The organism is Enterobacter sp. IF2SW-B1, assembly GCF_001743375.1.
Taxonomy (GTDB): domain Bacteria; phylum Pseudomonadota; class Gammaproteobacteria; order Enterobacterales; family Enterobacteriaceae; genus Enterobacter; species Enterobacter bugandensis.
In genome coordinates, this window is record NZ_MJAA01000005.1 from 50,469 (window position 1) to 63,366 (window position 12,898).

At 53.9% G+C, this 12,898-nt stretch carries 15 protein-coding genes; 12 read left to right on the forward strand and 3 right to left on the reverse strand.

What is annotated here, in order from left to right:
• Positions 1-2 precede the first annotated feature (2 nt).
• On the forward strand, positions 3-791 hold the full coding sequence (fhuF, locus tag A6013_RS11940) for a siderophore-iron reductase FhuF (protein ID WP_028015426.1): 789 nt from the start codon (positions 3-5) through the stop codon (positions 789-791).
• 96 nt (positions 792-887) lie between these two features.
• On the opposite strand, the gene A6013_RS11945 is transcribed toward fhuF, so the two are convergent.
• Complete coding sequence (locus A6013_RS11945) at positions 888-2,234, reverse strand: PTS sugar transporter subunit IIC (RefSeq protein WP_028015425.1); 1,347 nt, start codon at positions 2,232-2,234, stop codon at positions 888-890.
• Between the two features lie 328 nt (positions 2,235-2,562).
• Between A6013_RS11945 and A6013_RS11950 the strand changes: the two genes are divergently transcribed.
• On the forward strand, positions 2,563-3,021 hold the full coding sequence (locus A6013_RS11950) for a YbaK/EbsC family protein (RefSeq protein ID WP_023331967.1): 459 nt from the start codon (positions 2,563-2,565) through the stop codon (positions 3,019-3,021).
• Between the two features lie 40 nt (positions 3,022-3,061).
• Here the strand turns inward: A6013_RS11950 and bglJ are convergent, their stop codons facing one another.
• On the reverse strand, positions 3,062-3,697 hold the full coding sequence (gene bglJ / locus A6013_RS11955) for a DNA-binding transcriptional activator BglJ (RefSeq protein ID WP_041911299.1): 636 nt from the start codon (positions 3,695-3,697) through the stop codon (positions 3,062-3,064).
• Positions 3,694-4,431: a LuxR C-terminal-related transcriptional regulator gene (locus tag A6013_RS11960; protein ID WP_069733120.1), complete on the reverse strand. Its 738-nt coding sequence runs from the start codon at positions 4,429-4,431 to the stop codon at positions 3,694-3,696. Before A6013_RS11960 ends, bglJ begins: the two co-directional genes overlap by 4 nt.
• A gap of 408 nt (positions 4,432-4,839) precedes the next feature.
• Here A6013_RS11960 and A6013_RS11965 point away from each other — a divergent pair, with 408 nt between their 5' ends.
• The 10 genes from A6013_RS11965 to A6013_RS12010 all read left to right on the forward strand — a co-directional run bounded on the left by A6013_RS11965 (position 4,840) and on the right by A6013_RS12010 (position 12,865).
• Complete coding sequence (locus A6013_RS11965; protein WP_028015422.1) at positions 4,840-5,616, forward strand: threonine/serine exporter ThrE family protein; 777 nt, start codon at positions 4,840-4,842, stop codon at positions 5,614-5,616.
• A complete protein-coding gene (locus A6013_RS11970) occupies positions 5,607-6,080 on the forward strand; it encodes a threonine/serine exporter (protein WP_041911301.1) in 474 nt (157 codons plus the stop codon). The genes A6013_RS11965 and A6013_RS11970 overlap by 10 nt, the downstream gene beginning before the upstream one ends.
• Positions 6,081-6,147: 67 nt before the next feature.
• On the forward strand, positions 6,148-6,789 hold the full coding sequence (locus tag A6013_RS11975; RefSeq protein WP_028015420.1) for a TetR family transcriptional regulator: 642 nt from the start codon (positions 6,148-6,150) through the stop codon (positions 6,787-6,789).
• A gap of 41 nt (positions 6,790-6,830) precedes the next feature.
• The gene (locus tag A6013_RS11980; RefSeq protein WP_028015419.1) at positions 6,831-7,283 is read left to right on the forward strand and encodes a MarR family winged helix-turn-helix transcriptional regulator; all 453 of its coding nucleotides are present in this window, start codon (positions 6,831-6,833) and stop codon (positions 7,281-7,283) included.
• An 84-nt stretch (positions 7,284-7,367) separates the two neighbouring features.
• Positions 7,368-7,796 (forward strand): organic hydroperoxide resistance protein, encoded by a 429-nt coding sequence (locus A6013_RS11985; protein ID WP_013095463.1) that lies wholly within the window; start codon positions 7,368-7,370, stop codon positions 7,794-7,796.
• 147 nt (positions 7,797-7,943) lie between these two features.
• Positions 7,944-8,489, forward strand: coding sequence for a primosomal protein DnaT (dnaT, locus tag A6013_RS11990; protein WP_069733121.1), 546 nt, complete (start codon positions 7,944-7,946; stop codon positions 8,487-8,489).
• The gene (gene dnaC, locus A6013_RS11995; protein ID WP_028015417.1) at positions 8,486-9,223 is read left to right on the forward strand and encodes a DNA replication protein DnaC; all 738 of its coding nucleotides are present in this window, start codon (positions 8,486-8,488) and stop codon (positions 9,221-9,223) included. Before dnaT ends, dnaC begins: the two co-directional genes overlap by 4 nt.
• 84 nt (positions 9,224-9,307) lie before the next feature.
• Positions 9,308-9,790, forward strand: a complete 483-nt coding sequence (locus tag A6013_RS12000) for a DUF2501 domain-containing protein (protein WP_048959799.1) — start codon at positions 9,308-9,310, stop codon at positions 9,788-9,790.
• 268 nt (positions 9,791-10,058) lie between these two features.
• Positions 10,059-12,350, forward strand: a complete 2,292-nt coding sequence (opgB, locus tag A6013_RS12005; RefSeq protein ID WP_048959805.1) for a phosphatidylglycerol--membrane-oligosaccharide glycerophosphotransferase — start codon at positions 10,059-10,061, stop codon at positions 12,348-12,350.
• Positions 12,350-12,865: a GNAT family N-acetyltransferase gene (locus A6013_RS12010; protein WP_048959798.1), complete on the forward strand. Its 516-nt coding sequence runs from the start codon at positions 12,350-12,352 to the stop codon at positions 12,863-12,865. Before opgB ends, A6013_RS12010 begins: the two co-directional genes overlap by 1 nt.
• The last annotated feature ends 33 nt before the right edge of the window (positions 12,866-12,898 follow it).

The following is a 12,898-nucleotide window of genomic DNA, read 5'->3' on the forward strand; positions in this document are numbered from 1 at the left end:
CTATGGCTACGCATACCGCACACATCGTTGAACCACTCCTCTGGCGAGCGCCCCTCACCAGCGGGAATGCGTCGCTTGCGGATGCCATACGGGACAAGATTGCTAAGACGCGCGCCCACCTGCTGGACTTTATCAGGCTTGATGAAGCGCCCCCGCATCACGCCATGACGCTCGCTGAGTGGCAGCAGCCCTCTACGCTGCAGTCGCTGCTTGCAACCTATTCCGACCATATCTATCGCAATCAGCCGACCCTAACGCGGGAAAATAAACCTCTGCTTTCCCTGTGGGCACAGTGGTATATCGGGCTGATGGTTCCCCCGCTCATGCTGGCGGTATTAACCCAAAAGAGCATGCTGGCGCTCTCCCCGGATCATTTTCATGTCGAGTTCCACGAAACCGGCCGAGCAGCCTGCTTCTGGATTGATCTGCACGAAGATCGCGGCGCAGAGCAGTTCTCTGCTCAGGAACGTCTGGAACAGCTTGTCATCCAGGCCCTGATCCCAGTGGTTGAGGCACTTGAAGCAACGGGCGAGATCAACGGGAAGCTTATCTGGAGTAATACCGGGTATTTAATTCACTGGTATTTAACAGAAATGAAGCCGCTGCTTGGCGATGAGAAAGTGGAGGCCCTGCGCCAGTCCTGCTTCTTTGCCAAACAGCTTTCCGATGGTCGCGATAATCCGTTATTCCGTACCGTTGTGCTCCGTGACGGACTTCTGGTACGCCGTACCTGCTGCCAGCGCTATCGCCTGCCGGACGTTAAGCAGTGCGGGGATTGCACGCTAAAGTAGTGCAGTGAATTGCCCGGTGACGCTTCGCTTACCGGGCCTACAAAAACCTCGACTCGTAGGCCGGGTAAGGCGCAGCCACCACCCGGCACAACGTCTTTAAGCCACCTGCTGATTGTCCTCTTCCCCATTACGCTGTGCTTCTTCCGCTTCCTGCTCCAGCAGCTGCTTCTCGTACACCTTGAAGAACGGGTAGTAGATGATTGCCGACACGCAGGCCAGAACCACAACCAGGATAGCCGCGCGGAAATCCCAGCCCAGGGCCCATGCTGCGCCTATCGGTGCCGGTGCCGTCCAGGGAACAACTGAAATAACACGACCAATCAGATCAAACGTCATCGCCGCCCAGGCCAGCACGGCGTTAACCATCGGGGCTAGCAGGAACGGAATAAAGAACACCGGGTTCATTACAATCGGCGTACCGAAGATAACGGGTTCATTGATGTTGAAGAAGCTGGGCACCACGCTCAATCGGCCAATAGAGCGTAAATGCGCTGAACGGCTGCGCAGATAGCAAATCACCAGACCCATCGTCGCGCCCGACCCGCCAATCACGATGAAGAACGTCCAGAAGGCTTCCATAAAAATATGTGGCAGAGGATGGCCGGCAGCCAGCGCGGTCTGGTTCGCTCCGAGGTTAGTCAGCCAGAACATCTGCAGCATCCCGGAGACAATAGCCGCCCCGTGGATCCCGGCGAACCACAGCAAATGACCAATCAACACCGCCAGCAGGATCGCGGGCAGTGAATCCGCCGCGGAAACAAGGGGCTTGAAGATGGACATAATTGCCTGCGGGATCAGCATGTCAAACTGAGACTGAATCACCAGGCTCAGCGGATAAAGCGTTAACACCACCACCAGCACCGGGATCAGCAGGTCAAAGGAGTTTTTGATCATCGGCGGCACCTGGTCCGGCAGGCGAATACCGATGTTATGCGCCTTCAGGAAACGCATCATTTCAACGCAGTAAATCGCCACCAGAATGGCGGTAAAAATACCCGTTCCACCCAGGCTGTCGACGGGAAGCGTGCCTTTGGTTTTCGGGGCGGCAACCAGCAGAAACGCCATCAGCGACAGCATGGCGCACATGAACGGATCCAGCTGGTGCGTTTTGACATAATGTTTGCCAAGGTTATAGGCGATGGCCGCGCAGATATAAATGGACATAATGCCCATCGTCATATCAAACGGCGTCAGTATCTGGCCTTCAAACTGCTTCGCCATATCCAGCCAGGCGCGCGCGAAACCCCAGGTGGTATCAGGCGAAAACGGCGGGTAAGCAAACACTAATAAAAATGAACCCACAATCATGAACGGCATCGCAGAGATGAACCCATCACGGATAGCCATGACATGACGCTGGGACGAGATCCGCCCGGCAATCGGGCTCACGTAATTTTCAACGAAACGGAATATCAGATTAAACGCAGCATGGTTGGCAGACATGGTTGATCTCCTGTCAGACGTTTATTACAGGCGCGCTCGCGCCGCACGTTGTTCCATAAATCAGCTTCACAACCTTGCTGGCTTGCGTACCAGCGGTACTGCTCAGACGAAATGGTTTCATAATTGGCTCTTATTATTGGATACAGGGGACGTTACATACTCAGTATTAATCTACGCATCACGCTCTGCAACCGGTTACTGTAACCGGTTTCTGTGATTGTGAAGAGGATCCAGAAATCAGCCATCCTGGATATTTGTTACTTAAGAGATATTTACAGAGCATAAATTCTTATGACAGATTACGCAGGATATTTGTCAGGAGGAAACAATGAGTTTGCAGTCCGTACAGCAGTTTTTTGCCGACAACGCGCCGGAAATAGAGGTAATAGAACTTAGCCAGAGTACGGCTACCGTTGCGCTGGCTGCTGCCGCCCACCGTGTAGAGCCGGGACAAATCGCCAAAACCCTATCGTTGAAGGTTAAAAATGAGGTGATTCTGGTGGTGGCGAAGGGTGATGCGCGTCTGGATAACAAAAAACTGAAAGACACGTTTGGCGCGAAAGCACGCATGCTCAGCAGTGATGAAGTGGTTACCGTGACGGGTCATCCCGTTGGTGGCGTCTGCCCGTTTGGGCTTGAAAACCCACTTGCGGTTTACTGCGATATCTCTTTAAAACAATACGCTGAAGTGCTTCCCGCCGCTGGCGCTATCCATAGCGCCGTACGTATTTCTCCAGACAGAATGGCAGAGCTGACTTCAGCAAAGTGGGTTGATGTGTGCATCTGAATGACGCGCCAGGGCATATCTGGCGCGCAAAAGGCACAGGTTACAAAAATGTCGGTTTGCTTAGCCCCACAGTTCTCGGTTCTCTAACCGGAAGATGGGTAAGAATATCCGCTGCATCAAGCAATCCTACGTCAGAATTCACCCCTAGCTTCACCATCGCATTAAACTTATGCGCGCGAATAGTCTTGATATTGCGTTCAAGCTGCGCCGCGATTTCGGGAATGGAATATCCGCATGACATATAACGTAAAATTGCTCTTTCCGTTGGGCTTAACATCCGGTTCTGACTGCAGTACCAGTGGTTAAGCATATTGTCATTTATGCGCAGCGTTTCGCTCAACAATACCACTAACTCCTTCAGCAGGTGTTCAAGGGTCACCGATTTACTGACCACACCGTGAAGACGTGAAGGCGAAAGATGGCTAATCAACCTCGCCTCCATCTCATCCGAGACCAGGATAATGCGCTGAATATGGCTATGCGTAAACGCGAGATCCCGCAGATGCGCCAGGCAGTTACGTCGTTCTTCTCGCGCATCGGAAAGCGAATAGATCAGCGAGAAAAAATTCACGTGTTGCAGTGCTTTCTTAAAGCCATCAAAATCATTAAACAGGTGCAGTTGATATTGGCTGAGTTCAGGCTGCGTAAAAAGATGCTGCAGCCCGACCGCACTCATCGAGCAATTTTCGATGATGGCGATATGTCTTGTTGAATCGGTTTTTTCCATTCCTCGAACTCTCCATAGGCTGACATTAAACTCAGCTCTCTCATTCCCTGTGTACTGTTGATCCAGGCGTACATATCGGCATTACTCCGCAATGAGAGCCTTCGCATCGCACTGTTTTTCTGCGCACTGATCGTTTTATTGCTCTTTTTAAGCAACGTAGCGATTTGGTTAATCCCCCACCCTTTGCCTAACAGGCGAAGCACCTTACGTTCTGAGTGCGTGAGCGCAATAAAGTGTTCTTCGTCATCCTCACTTTCCTCAGGTTCTGGGATTAATAACGTCTGGCTTATCCGTTCTGCGCGTTCACTCCCTGCCCGGATAGCGTTAACGACACCTTCGATAGGTTCCATATCAGAAAGAAGCGTGCTTTCCGGCCGCATAAGCAGCTCAACGGCAATAGGGTAAAACGGCCGGGAGACCAAAAAGATCCAGTGGATTTCCCGGTACTGGTTCAGTAAGCGGTAATACTCTTCGAGCGTACCCCGTGGGTTCCTGTATTCGCCTGAAACGTCGGCGATAATCACATCTGCGCGGCGCAACTGAAGCAGGGTTAACTCCTGCAGTGAGCGGCAGTAGGTCAATTCAAAATCGGGGAAATGACGTGCCATCACGTCCCCTAACCCATTCTGCATGACGGGTATCCGGCTAATGACAACGCCATGCTTACCAGGCAACGACAACATAGACCCTCCGTGTCCATTTTCCTTCGGTGCGTCATGTAAAACACACCAAGGTATAAATATTTTCTTCCCTGAGTATAAAAAGATTAATACAAGCAGAAGATGAGATATGTTCTTAGTTTAGGAAATGCCTAAAACAGCGCTAATATCTCACAAAGCGCAAATCAATTTAATTGTGCAGACATTAAAATAACTACAAAATAAAATTAGAATTTCTAAATACAAATATTTTATTATTTCAAATTACTAATTCATCGTATTAATAAATTAATCCTGTAAGTCGTCGTGACGAGGGGGGTAACTGTTTGCATAAACCTTGATCTGACCCACAGCAAGAGCCACTGCACTTTGTGCTAAAAGTAGGCATTACGGGCCAACCGGCAACTATTCACCTTATCTTCGGGATAATACATGCAGGCAGATCGGTCAACGCAGCGTGCTATCACGCGGCTCTGTATTCAGTGCGGTCTTTTTCTGCTCCAGCACGGCGCGGAAAGCGCGCTGGTCGAGGAGCTCTCAACCCGGCTGGGGCTGGCGCTGGGGATGGACAGCGTTGAGAGCGCTATCTCGTCCAACGCCATTGTGCTGACCACCATTAAAGACGGGCAGTGTCTTACGTCCACCCGTAAAAATCACGACCGCGGCATTAATATGCACGTTGTAACCGAGGTCCAGCACATCGTCATCCTGGCTGAGCATAAGCTTCTCGATCTCAAGGAGATTGAAAAACGTTTTAACCAAATCAAGCCATTACGTTATCCACGCTGGCTGGTCGTGCTCATGGTGGGGCTGTCATGCGCCTGTTTTTGTAAGCTCAATAAAGGTGGCTGGGACGGCGCGATCGTCACCTTTTTCGCCAGCAGCATCGCCATGTACGTGCGCCAGCTGCTGACGCACCGGCAGCTGCACCCGCAAATTAACTTCTGCATTACCGCGTTTGTTGCCACTACGGTGTCTGGCCTGCTGCTGCGCCTGCCGCAGTTTGCCGCTACCCCGACGATTGCGATGGCCGCCAGCGTGCTTCTGCTGGTGCCGGGCTTCCCGCTGATTAACGCCGTTGCCGACATGTTTAAAGGGCACATCAATACCGGGCTGGCACGCTGGGCTATCGCCAGCCTGCTGACGCTGGCGACCTGCATCGGCGTGGTGATGGCGATGACGCTATGGGGGTTACGAGGATGGGCGTGATAGATTTTCTGCTGGCGCTGGCACAGGACATGGCCCTGGCGGCCATTCCTGCCGTCGGCTTTGCGATGGTATTTAACGTTCCGCAACGCGCTCTGCCGTGGTGTGCGCTGCTGGGCGCAATTGGCCACGGCTCGCGAATGGTGATGATGACGGCGGGCTTTAACATCGAATGGTCGACGTTTATCGCCTCTATGCTGGTCGGCAGCATCGGTATTCAGTGGTCGCGCTGGTATCTGGCGCATCCGAAAGTGTTCACCGTCGCCGCCGTTATCCCGATGTTCCCCGGCATATCTGCCTATACGGCGATGATTTCCGCGGTGAAAATCAGCCATTTTGGCTACACCGAGCCGCAGATGATTCTTCTCCTTAGCAACTTTCTTAAGGCGTCCTCCATCGTCGGTGCGCTCTCTATCGGGCTGTCGATACCCGGGCTATGGCTCTACCGCAAACGCCCGCGCGTTTGATATTTGTGTTATTTCGCTGCCGTGGAGATAATCTTTCTGGTCCGTTTGGTAAAAATAAGGAAAGGATGTGGCTAACTCTGGCAGCGAACACCCCGATCACAGTGAAGAATCGAGCCTGAAAGAGAAAATTTTTCAGAGCGCTATCGCGCTGTTTGCCGAATTTGGACTGAATGGCGCCCGCATGGAGCAGATCGCGGAGAAAGCAGGTACCACCAAACGCATGGTCGTTTACCATTTTAAAAACAAAGAAAATCTCTACCTGCTCGTCCTGGAGTACGTTTACACCCAAATTCGCGCCAGTGAAAAGGCGCTTAGCCTGGCGGATATGCCTCCCGTCGAAGCGCTGGTCCATCTGGTTGAAGCCACCTTTGACTATCATGCCGACCACCCGGATTACATCCGCATTATCTGCATGGAAAACATGCAGCGCGGCCGTTTTATGCAGCAGTCAAACTATCTGCGGCAGGTCAACCGCAGCGCGCTCGACCTGCTGGAAGGCATCCTGCGCCGGGGCAAAGAAAAACAGCTTTTCAGCCAGACGGTTGACGCCCGCGACCTTCACCGTCTGATCAGCAGCTTCAGCTTTCACTACGTTGCCAACAGCTACACCTTCACCCTGCTGTTTGAAGAGGGTGCAGACGAGCAGGCCCAGCGCCAGCACTACCGTAAAATGGCCGTTCAGGTGGCGCTGCGTTATACCTGCCCCTAAAATTGCTTGCAATTAAATCGCGCACAATCTATATTCATTTCATGAACGCAAAAACGAACGACACGACCGCTGCGCTCCTGCTGGATAACCAGCTCTGTTTTGCCCTCTATTCGGCAAATCTGGCGCTTAATAAGCTGTACCGGCAACTGCTGGCGCCGCTAAACCTGACTTACCCGCAATATCTGGTGATGCTGGTGCTGTGGGAGCAGGATGACGTGACGGTGTCGGACATCGGTGAACGGCTGTTCCTTGACTCCGCAACGCTGACGCCGCTTCTGAAGCGTCTGGAAAGCGCAGGGCTAATCAACCGCCACCGTTCGCGTAAAGATGAACGTCAGGTCGCCGTCACGCTGACTGAAGCCGGACGTGAACTTCAGCAGCAGGCACTGGGTATCCCACACGCGGTGGGATGCGCCGCACAGTGTGATACCGACACCATGCTGGCGCTCAAGCAGCAACTGGAACTTTTGCGACAACAGATTCAACGCGCGTAAGGCTATACTTTACGCGTTTTTATTTACCCATATACATCGCACGCTATTTAATAGCACATACAAAAGTAAGATGAGGAACCTGCCATGTCTTTAGAAAAAGTTGTTTATACCGCCAAAGCAAAAGCAACCGGGGGCCGTGACGGCCGCGCAACCTCTTCCGATGGCGTACTGGACGTCAAACTGGGCGTGCCCAAAGAGATGGGCGGTATGGGTGGAGAAGTCACGAACCCTGAGCAGCTGTTTGCTGCGGGTTACTCTGCCTGCTTCCTGGGCGCGATGAAGTTTGTGGCGGCTCGCGACAAATTTACCCTGCCAAAAGAGGCGTTTATTGAAGGCGAAGTGGGTATCGGCCCGCTGCCGACCGGTTTTGGTATCGAAGCAAAACTGAATATCCACGTTGAAGGTATGGATCCTGCGGAAGCCAAAAAGCTGGTCGATGCGGCGCATATCGTTTGCCCGTACTCTAACGCGACCCGAGGCAACATCGACGTGACCCTGAATATCATCGCGTGATAACTGCCTGATGCCGCTGCGCTTTTCAGGCCTACGACTGTAGCCCCGGTAAGCGCAGCGCCACTGGGGAAATCCCCTCCATCCCCTCCCCTCTCTGTGCTACCATAAGCCCATATCACGCCCGTAGTAATCAGTTGAGTAAGCGTTATGTCCTCCAGAATTCTGACCACCAGCATTGCTGGCATTGATGCCTTTATGCGCGACCCACGCGGTGTGTTGACCCACGCCGAAGGCGGCACGGTTGCGGTTTTTGCCGACAACGCGCCGGCGTTTTACGCAATCACGCCGGAACGTCTGGCGCAGCTTCTGGAGATCGAAGCGCAGATGTCACGTCCGGCAAGCGACGTCACGCTGGATAACCAGTTTTTTGAAGAACCGGTTAATACCCCGCTAACCGTTCCGATGGGCAAATTTGTCCTGTACACGGGCTGGCAGCCTGACGCAGATTTTCAGCGGCAAGCAGCATTGTGGGGCATTGCGTTAACTCAGCCAGCCACCGCGGAAGAGCTCGCCGCGTTTATCGCCTGGTGGCAGGCGGAAGGCAAAGTGTTCACCCACATTCAGTGGCAGCAAAAGCTCGCGCGTCATCTTCAAATTACCCGCGCCAGTAACAATGGCCAGCCTAAGCGCGATATCAACACGTTTTCAGAACCGGATAAACAGATCCCGAGTGGATTCCGAGGTGCGAAATGAAGAACGTCGGCGACCTGATGAAACGTCTGCAAAAGATGATGCCAGCCAACGTGAAGCCCGCCTTCACCACGGGTGAAGAGCTGCTGGCGTGGCAAAAGGAGCAAGGTAAAATTCGTGCCGCCGCGCTCGCCCGCGAAAACCGGGCGATGAAAATGCAGCGCACCTTTAACCGCTCCGGTATTCGTCCCCTGCATCAGAACTGCTCGTTTGATAACTATAAAATTGAGACCAGCGGGCAGATGAACGCGCTCGCCGCCGCGCGTCAGTACGTGGATGAATTTGACGGCAATATCGCCAGCTTCATTTTTAGCGGCAAGCCGGGCACAGGTAAAAACCACCTCGCGGCCGCCATCTGCAACGAACTGCTTCTGCGCGGTAAATCGGTCCTCATCATCACCGTGGCCGATATCATGTCCGCCATGAAAGACACCTTCAGCAACCGTGAAACCAGCGAAGAGCAGCTTCTTAACGATCTGAGCAATGTCGATCTACTGGTCATCGACGAGATTGGCGTTCAGACCGAATCCCGTTATGAAAAGGTCATCATTAACCAGATAGTCGATCGCCGCTCTTCGTCCAAACGTCCCACCGGGATGCTGACGAACCACAACATTGACGAGATGACCCGCTTACTGGGCGAACGCGTCATGGACCGCATGAAGCTGGGTAATAGTCTGTATGTCATTTTCGACTGGGACAGTTACCGCAGCCGCGTCACCGGCAAAGAGTATTAAGACAGTTCCAGGAATCGCCAGCAGGGCGCAGGTATATACTGGAACCCCTTCCGGCCCAAAACGGACCTTTTTGAGAAAGCCATTATGAAAAAACAGATTCTTATCAGCACTTTTTTAGGCGCGCTGCTGGTTACCGGCGCAGCACAAGCGGCTTCGTGGCAGGAGTCCCTGTCAAGCGCCGCGAATGAGCTGACCAAAGAGAGCAGCAGCGCCCAGGGCGGGCTCTCGGCCTCTTCTCTCACCAGCCTGCTGAGCAACAGTTCCCAGAGCCTGAGCGCGGGCACGATGAACAACGCGGCGGGGATTCTGGAATATTGCGCTAAGCAAAAGCTGGCCTCGGTGACCGACGCGCAAAACGTGAAAAACCAGGTGCTGGGTAAACTGGGTCTCGACACGCAGGAGCAAAAAGCGGACACCAGCTATATGGACGGCATTCAGGGCCTGCTTAACGCGCAAAACGGCCAACAGCTGAATCTGAGCACCCTCGGCAACTCCGCCCTGGCAAAACAGGTGAAAACCAAAGCCTGCGATCTGGTGCTGAAACAAGGCGTTAATTTCATCTCCTGATCCGCCCCATTTTCTGCCACAACACGCCGCGTTTAATGCGATAGGCTTGCATCGCGGCGTTAAACGAGCGTTTTTCCTACCTGCCATCGTCTCAGCGTCCGTTTGTCAGGATGCGACCATCCTCATAAAAACGATTTTATAAACCAAATCCTAACAACAGCACACTTTCGTGACACTAAAATTGCAGCTAAACGACATCGCCATTACATTGTCTTACCAAAAATAAACAGTTAGCCAGCGAAGCACCTGGCGTCATGAGGATATGCTGTTGTCAGAATTCATCTCTCTTATCCTTTTTCTGGCTTCCGTCGGCGTTTATGCCTGGAAAGCCGGCCGTAACACCTGGTGGTTTATCGCCACGCTGGTGGTGCTCGGCATTTTTATCGTTTTAAACATTACCTTATACGCCAGCGATTACTTCACTGGCGACGGCATTAACGATGCTGTGCTCTACACCCTGACGAACAGCCTGACGGGCGCGGGAGTAGGTAAATACATCCTTCCGGGGCTGGGACTGATCGTGGCGCTGGTGACGATTTTCGGCGCGCTCGCCTGGGTGCTGCGCCGCCGTCGCCATCTTCCTCACCATCATGGCTACAGCCTGCTGGCGCTTTTCCTGGCGCTGGCCTCCGTCGACGCCAGCCCCGCGTTTCATCAGATCACCGAGCTTGTAAAATCCCAGTCGCGCGACGGCGATCCGGACTTCGTGGCCTACTATAAAGAGCCGTCGAAAACGATCGCCAACCCGAAGCTCAACCTGGTCTACATCTACGGTGAAAGCCTGGAGCGCACCTACTTTGATAACGATGCGTTTCCGAACCTCACGCCGGAACTGGGCGCGCTGAAAAACGAAGGCCTCGATTTCAGCCACACCATGCAGTTACCCGGCACGGATTACACTATCGCCGGGATGGTGGCCTCCCAGTGCGGTATCCCGCTGTTCGCACCTTTTGAAGGCAACGCCTCCGCCTCGATGTCGACGTTCTTCCCGCAGAATATTTGCCTGGGCGATATCCTGAAAAACTCCGGCTATGAAAACTACTTTATGCAGGGAGCAAACCTGCGCTTTGCCGGAAAAGATGTGTTCCTGAAATCCCACGGTTTTGACCACCTGTATGGCTCAGAAGAGTTAAAAACGACGGTTGCCGATCCCACCTACCGCAACGACTGGGGCTTCTATGACGATACGGTGCTGGACGAAACCTGGAAGAAATTCGAGGAACTTTCCCGCGCCGGGAAGCGTTTTTCTCTCTTTGCGCTGACGGTAGATACGCACCATCCGGACGGGTTCGTCTCGCGCACCTGTAAGCGAAAAAGCTATGACGTGGACGGCAAAAACAACAAGTCTTTCAGCGCCGTGACCTGTAGCCAGGAGCACATCGCCGCGCTGGTCGAGAAAATCAAAGCCTCGCCGTGGTTTAAAAACACCGTCATCGTCGTATCGTCTGACCATCTGGCAATGAAAAACAGCGCGTGGGACCAGCTCAGCAAGCAGGATCGCAGCAACCTGTTCTTCGTGCTGCGCGGCGACCAGCCGCAGCAGGAGTTAATCGCCACCAAACGCAACTCCATGGATAACGGCGCAACCGTGCTGGACATTCTGGGGGGCGACAACTTTATTGGCCTCGGGCGCAGCACGCTGTCGGGGCAATCCCTGTCGGAAGTGTTCCTCAACATGAAGGAGAAAATCCTCGCCTGGAAGCCCGACATCATCCGCCTGTGGAATTTCCCGAAAGAGATGAAAGACTTCACCGTCGATCGGGATAAAAACACCGTTGCCTTCTCCGGCAGCAATTTCCGCCTGCCGCTGCTGGTGCGCGTGTCGGATAGTCGCGTCGAACCGCTGCCGGAAAGCGAGTATTCCGCGCCGCTGCGCTTCCAGCTGGCCGATTTCGCCCCTCGCGATAACTTCGTCTGGATTGACCGGTGTTACAAAATGGGTCAGCTCTGGTCGCAGCCGCTGGCGCTCTCTACGGACTGGTGCGTCTCTCAGGGCCAGCTTGGCGGGGAGCAAACCGTGCAGCATGTCGACAAAGCCCAGTGGAAAGGCAAAACCGCCTTTAAAGATACGGTGATTGATACGGCTCGCTATCAGCACAACATCGACATGCTGAAAATCGTCGACAACGACATCCGCTATAAAGCGGACAGCTTTATCTTTAACGTGGCCGGCGCGCCCGAAGAGGTGAAGCAGTTTAGCGGCATCTCCCGTCCGGAGTCGTGGGGACGCTGGTCAAACGCGCAGCTGGGTAACGAGGTGAAAATTGAGTACACCCATCCGCTGCCGGAGCAATTTGATCTGGTGATCACGGCCAGGGCGTACGGGCCTAACGCGAATAAACCTGTACCGGTGCGCGTGGGCGATCAAGAGCAGACGCTGACGCTTGGAAATGACGTAAGCACTCACACCCTGCATTTTGAGAATCCATCGCGCAGCAGTACCCTGGTGATTGTGCCGCCAGACCCGCAGTCCACCAATGAAGGAAATATTCTCGGCCATTCACCGCGCCAGCTCGGGATCGGCATGGTTGAAATTAAAATCGTGAGTCGCGCAGGCTAATGGTCGCCCTTAACCTCACCGTTCGGCCCACACATTCCGACGACGTTGCCGCCCTGCCCGCCATTGAGCGCGCGGCGGGCGAGCGTTTTCGTGACTACCCCGACCTCGCCTGGCTTGCCGATGGCGAGGTCATTTCCGCTGAACAGCATCTCGACTATGCCGAACGGGGACTAAGCTGGCTGGCGCTGGCGAACGACCGTCCCGTGGGGTTTATTCTCACTGAAGCGCACCCTTCGTCGCTGTTTATTGTGGAGCTCTCGGTCGATCTGGCCTGGCAGGGAAAAGGGATCGGTCGGCAGCTCATCGCCTGTGCAGCTGACCATGCCCGCCAAAAGGGGCTGAGATCGCTGACGTTGACGACGTTCCGGGACGTGCCGTGGAATGCGCCCTTCTATGCGCGGCTGGGGTTTGAAATGATGACGAGGCTGACGCCTGAATTGCGTGAAAAACGCGAAGAAGAGACGGCGCACGGTTTAGCGTATGACTCCCGCTGCGCCATGCGCCTGCCGCTTTGATATCGCCCGGTGGCGCTTCGCTTACCGGGCCTA

Coding starts and splice junctions, on each gene's coding strand:
- fhuF (WP_028015426.1), top strand. CDS start 3: ATGGCTACGCATACCGCACACATCGTTGAACCACTCCTCTGGCGAGCG.
- A6013_RS11945 (WP_028015425.1), bottom strand. CDS start 2,234: ATGTCTGCCAACCATGCTGCGTTTAATCTGATATTCCGTTTCGTTGAA.
- A6013_RS11950 (WP_023331967.1), top strand. CDS start 2,563: ATGAGTTTGCAGTCCGTACAGCAGTTTTTTGCCGACAACGCGCCGGAA.
- bglJ (WP_041911299.1), bottom strand. CDS start 3,697: ATGAGTGCGGTCGGGCTGCAGCATCTTTTTACGCAGCCTGAACTCAGC.
- A6013_RS11960 (WP_069733120.1), bottom strand. CDS start 4,431: ATGTTGTCGTTGCCTGGTAAGCATGGCGTTGTCATTAGCCGGATACCC.
- A6013_RS11965 (WP_028015422.1), top strand. CDS start 4,840: ATGCAGGCAGATCGGTCAACGCAGCGTGCTATCACGCGGCTCTGTATT.
- A6013_RS11970 (WP_041911301.1), top strand. CDS start 5,607: ATGGGCGTGATAGATTTTCTGCTGGCGCTGGCACAGGACATGGCCCTG.
- A6013_RS11980 (WP_028015419.1), top strand. CDS start 6,831: ATGAACGCAAAAACGAACGACACGACCGCTGCGCTCCTGCTGGATAAC.
- A6013_RS11985 (WP_013095463.1), top strand. CDS start 7,368: ATGTCTTTAGAAAAAGTTGTTTATACCGCCAAAGCAAAAGCAACCGGG.
- dnaT (WP_069733121.1), top strand. CDS start 7,944: ATGTCCTCCAGAATTCTGACCACCAGCATTGCTGGCATTGATGCCTTT.
- dnaC (WP_028015417.1), top strand. CDS start 8,486: ATGAAGAACGTCGGCGACCTGATGAAACGTCTGCAAAAGATGATGCCA.
- A6013_RS12000 (WP_048959799.1), top strand. CDS start 9,308: ATGAAAAAACAGATTCTTATCAGCACTTTTTTAGGCGCGCTGCTGGTT.
- A6013_RS12010 (WP_048959798.1), top strand. CDS start 12,350: ATGGTCGCCCTTAACCTCACCGTTCGGCCCACACATTCCGACGACGTT.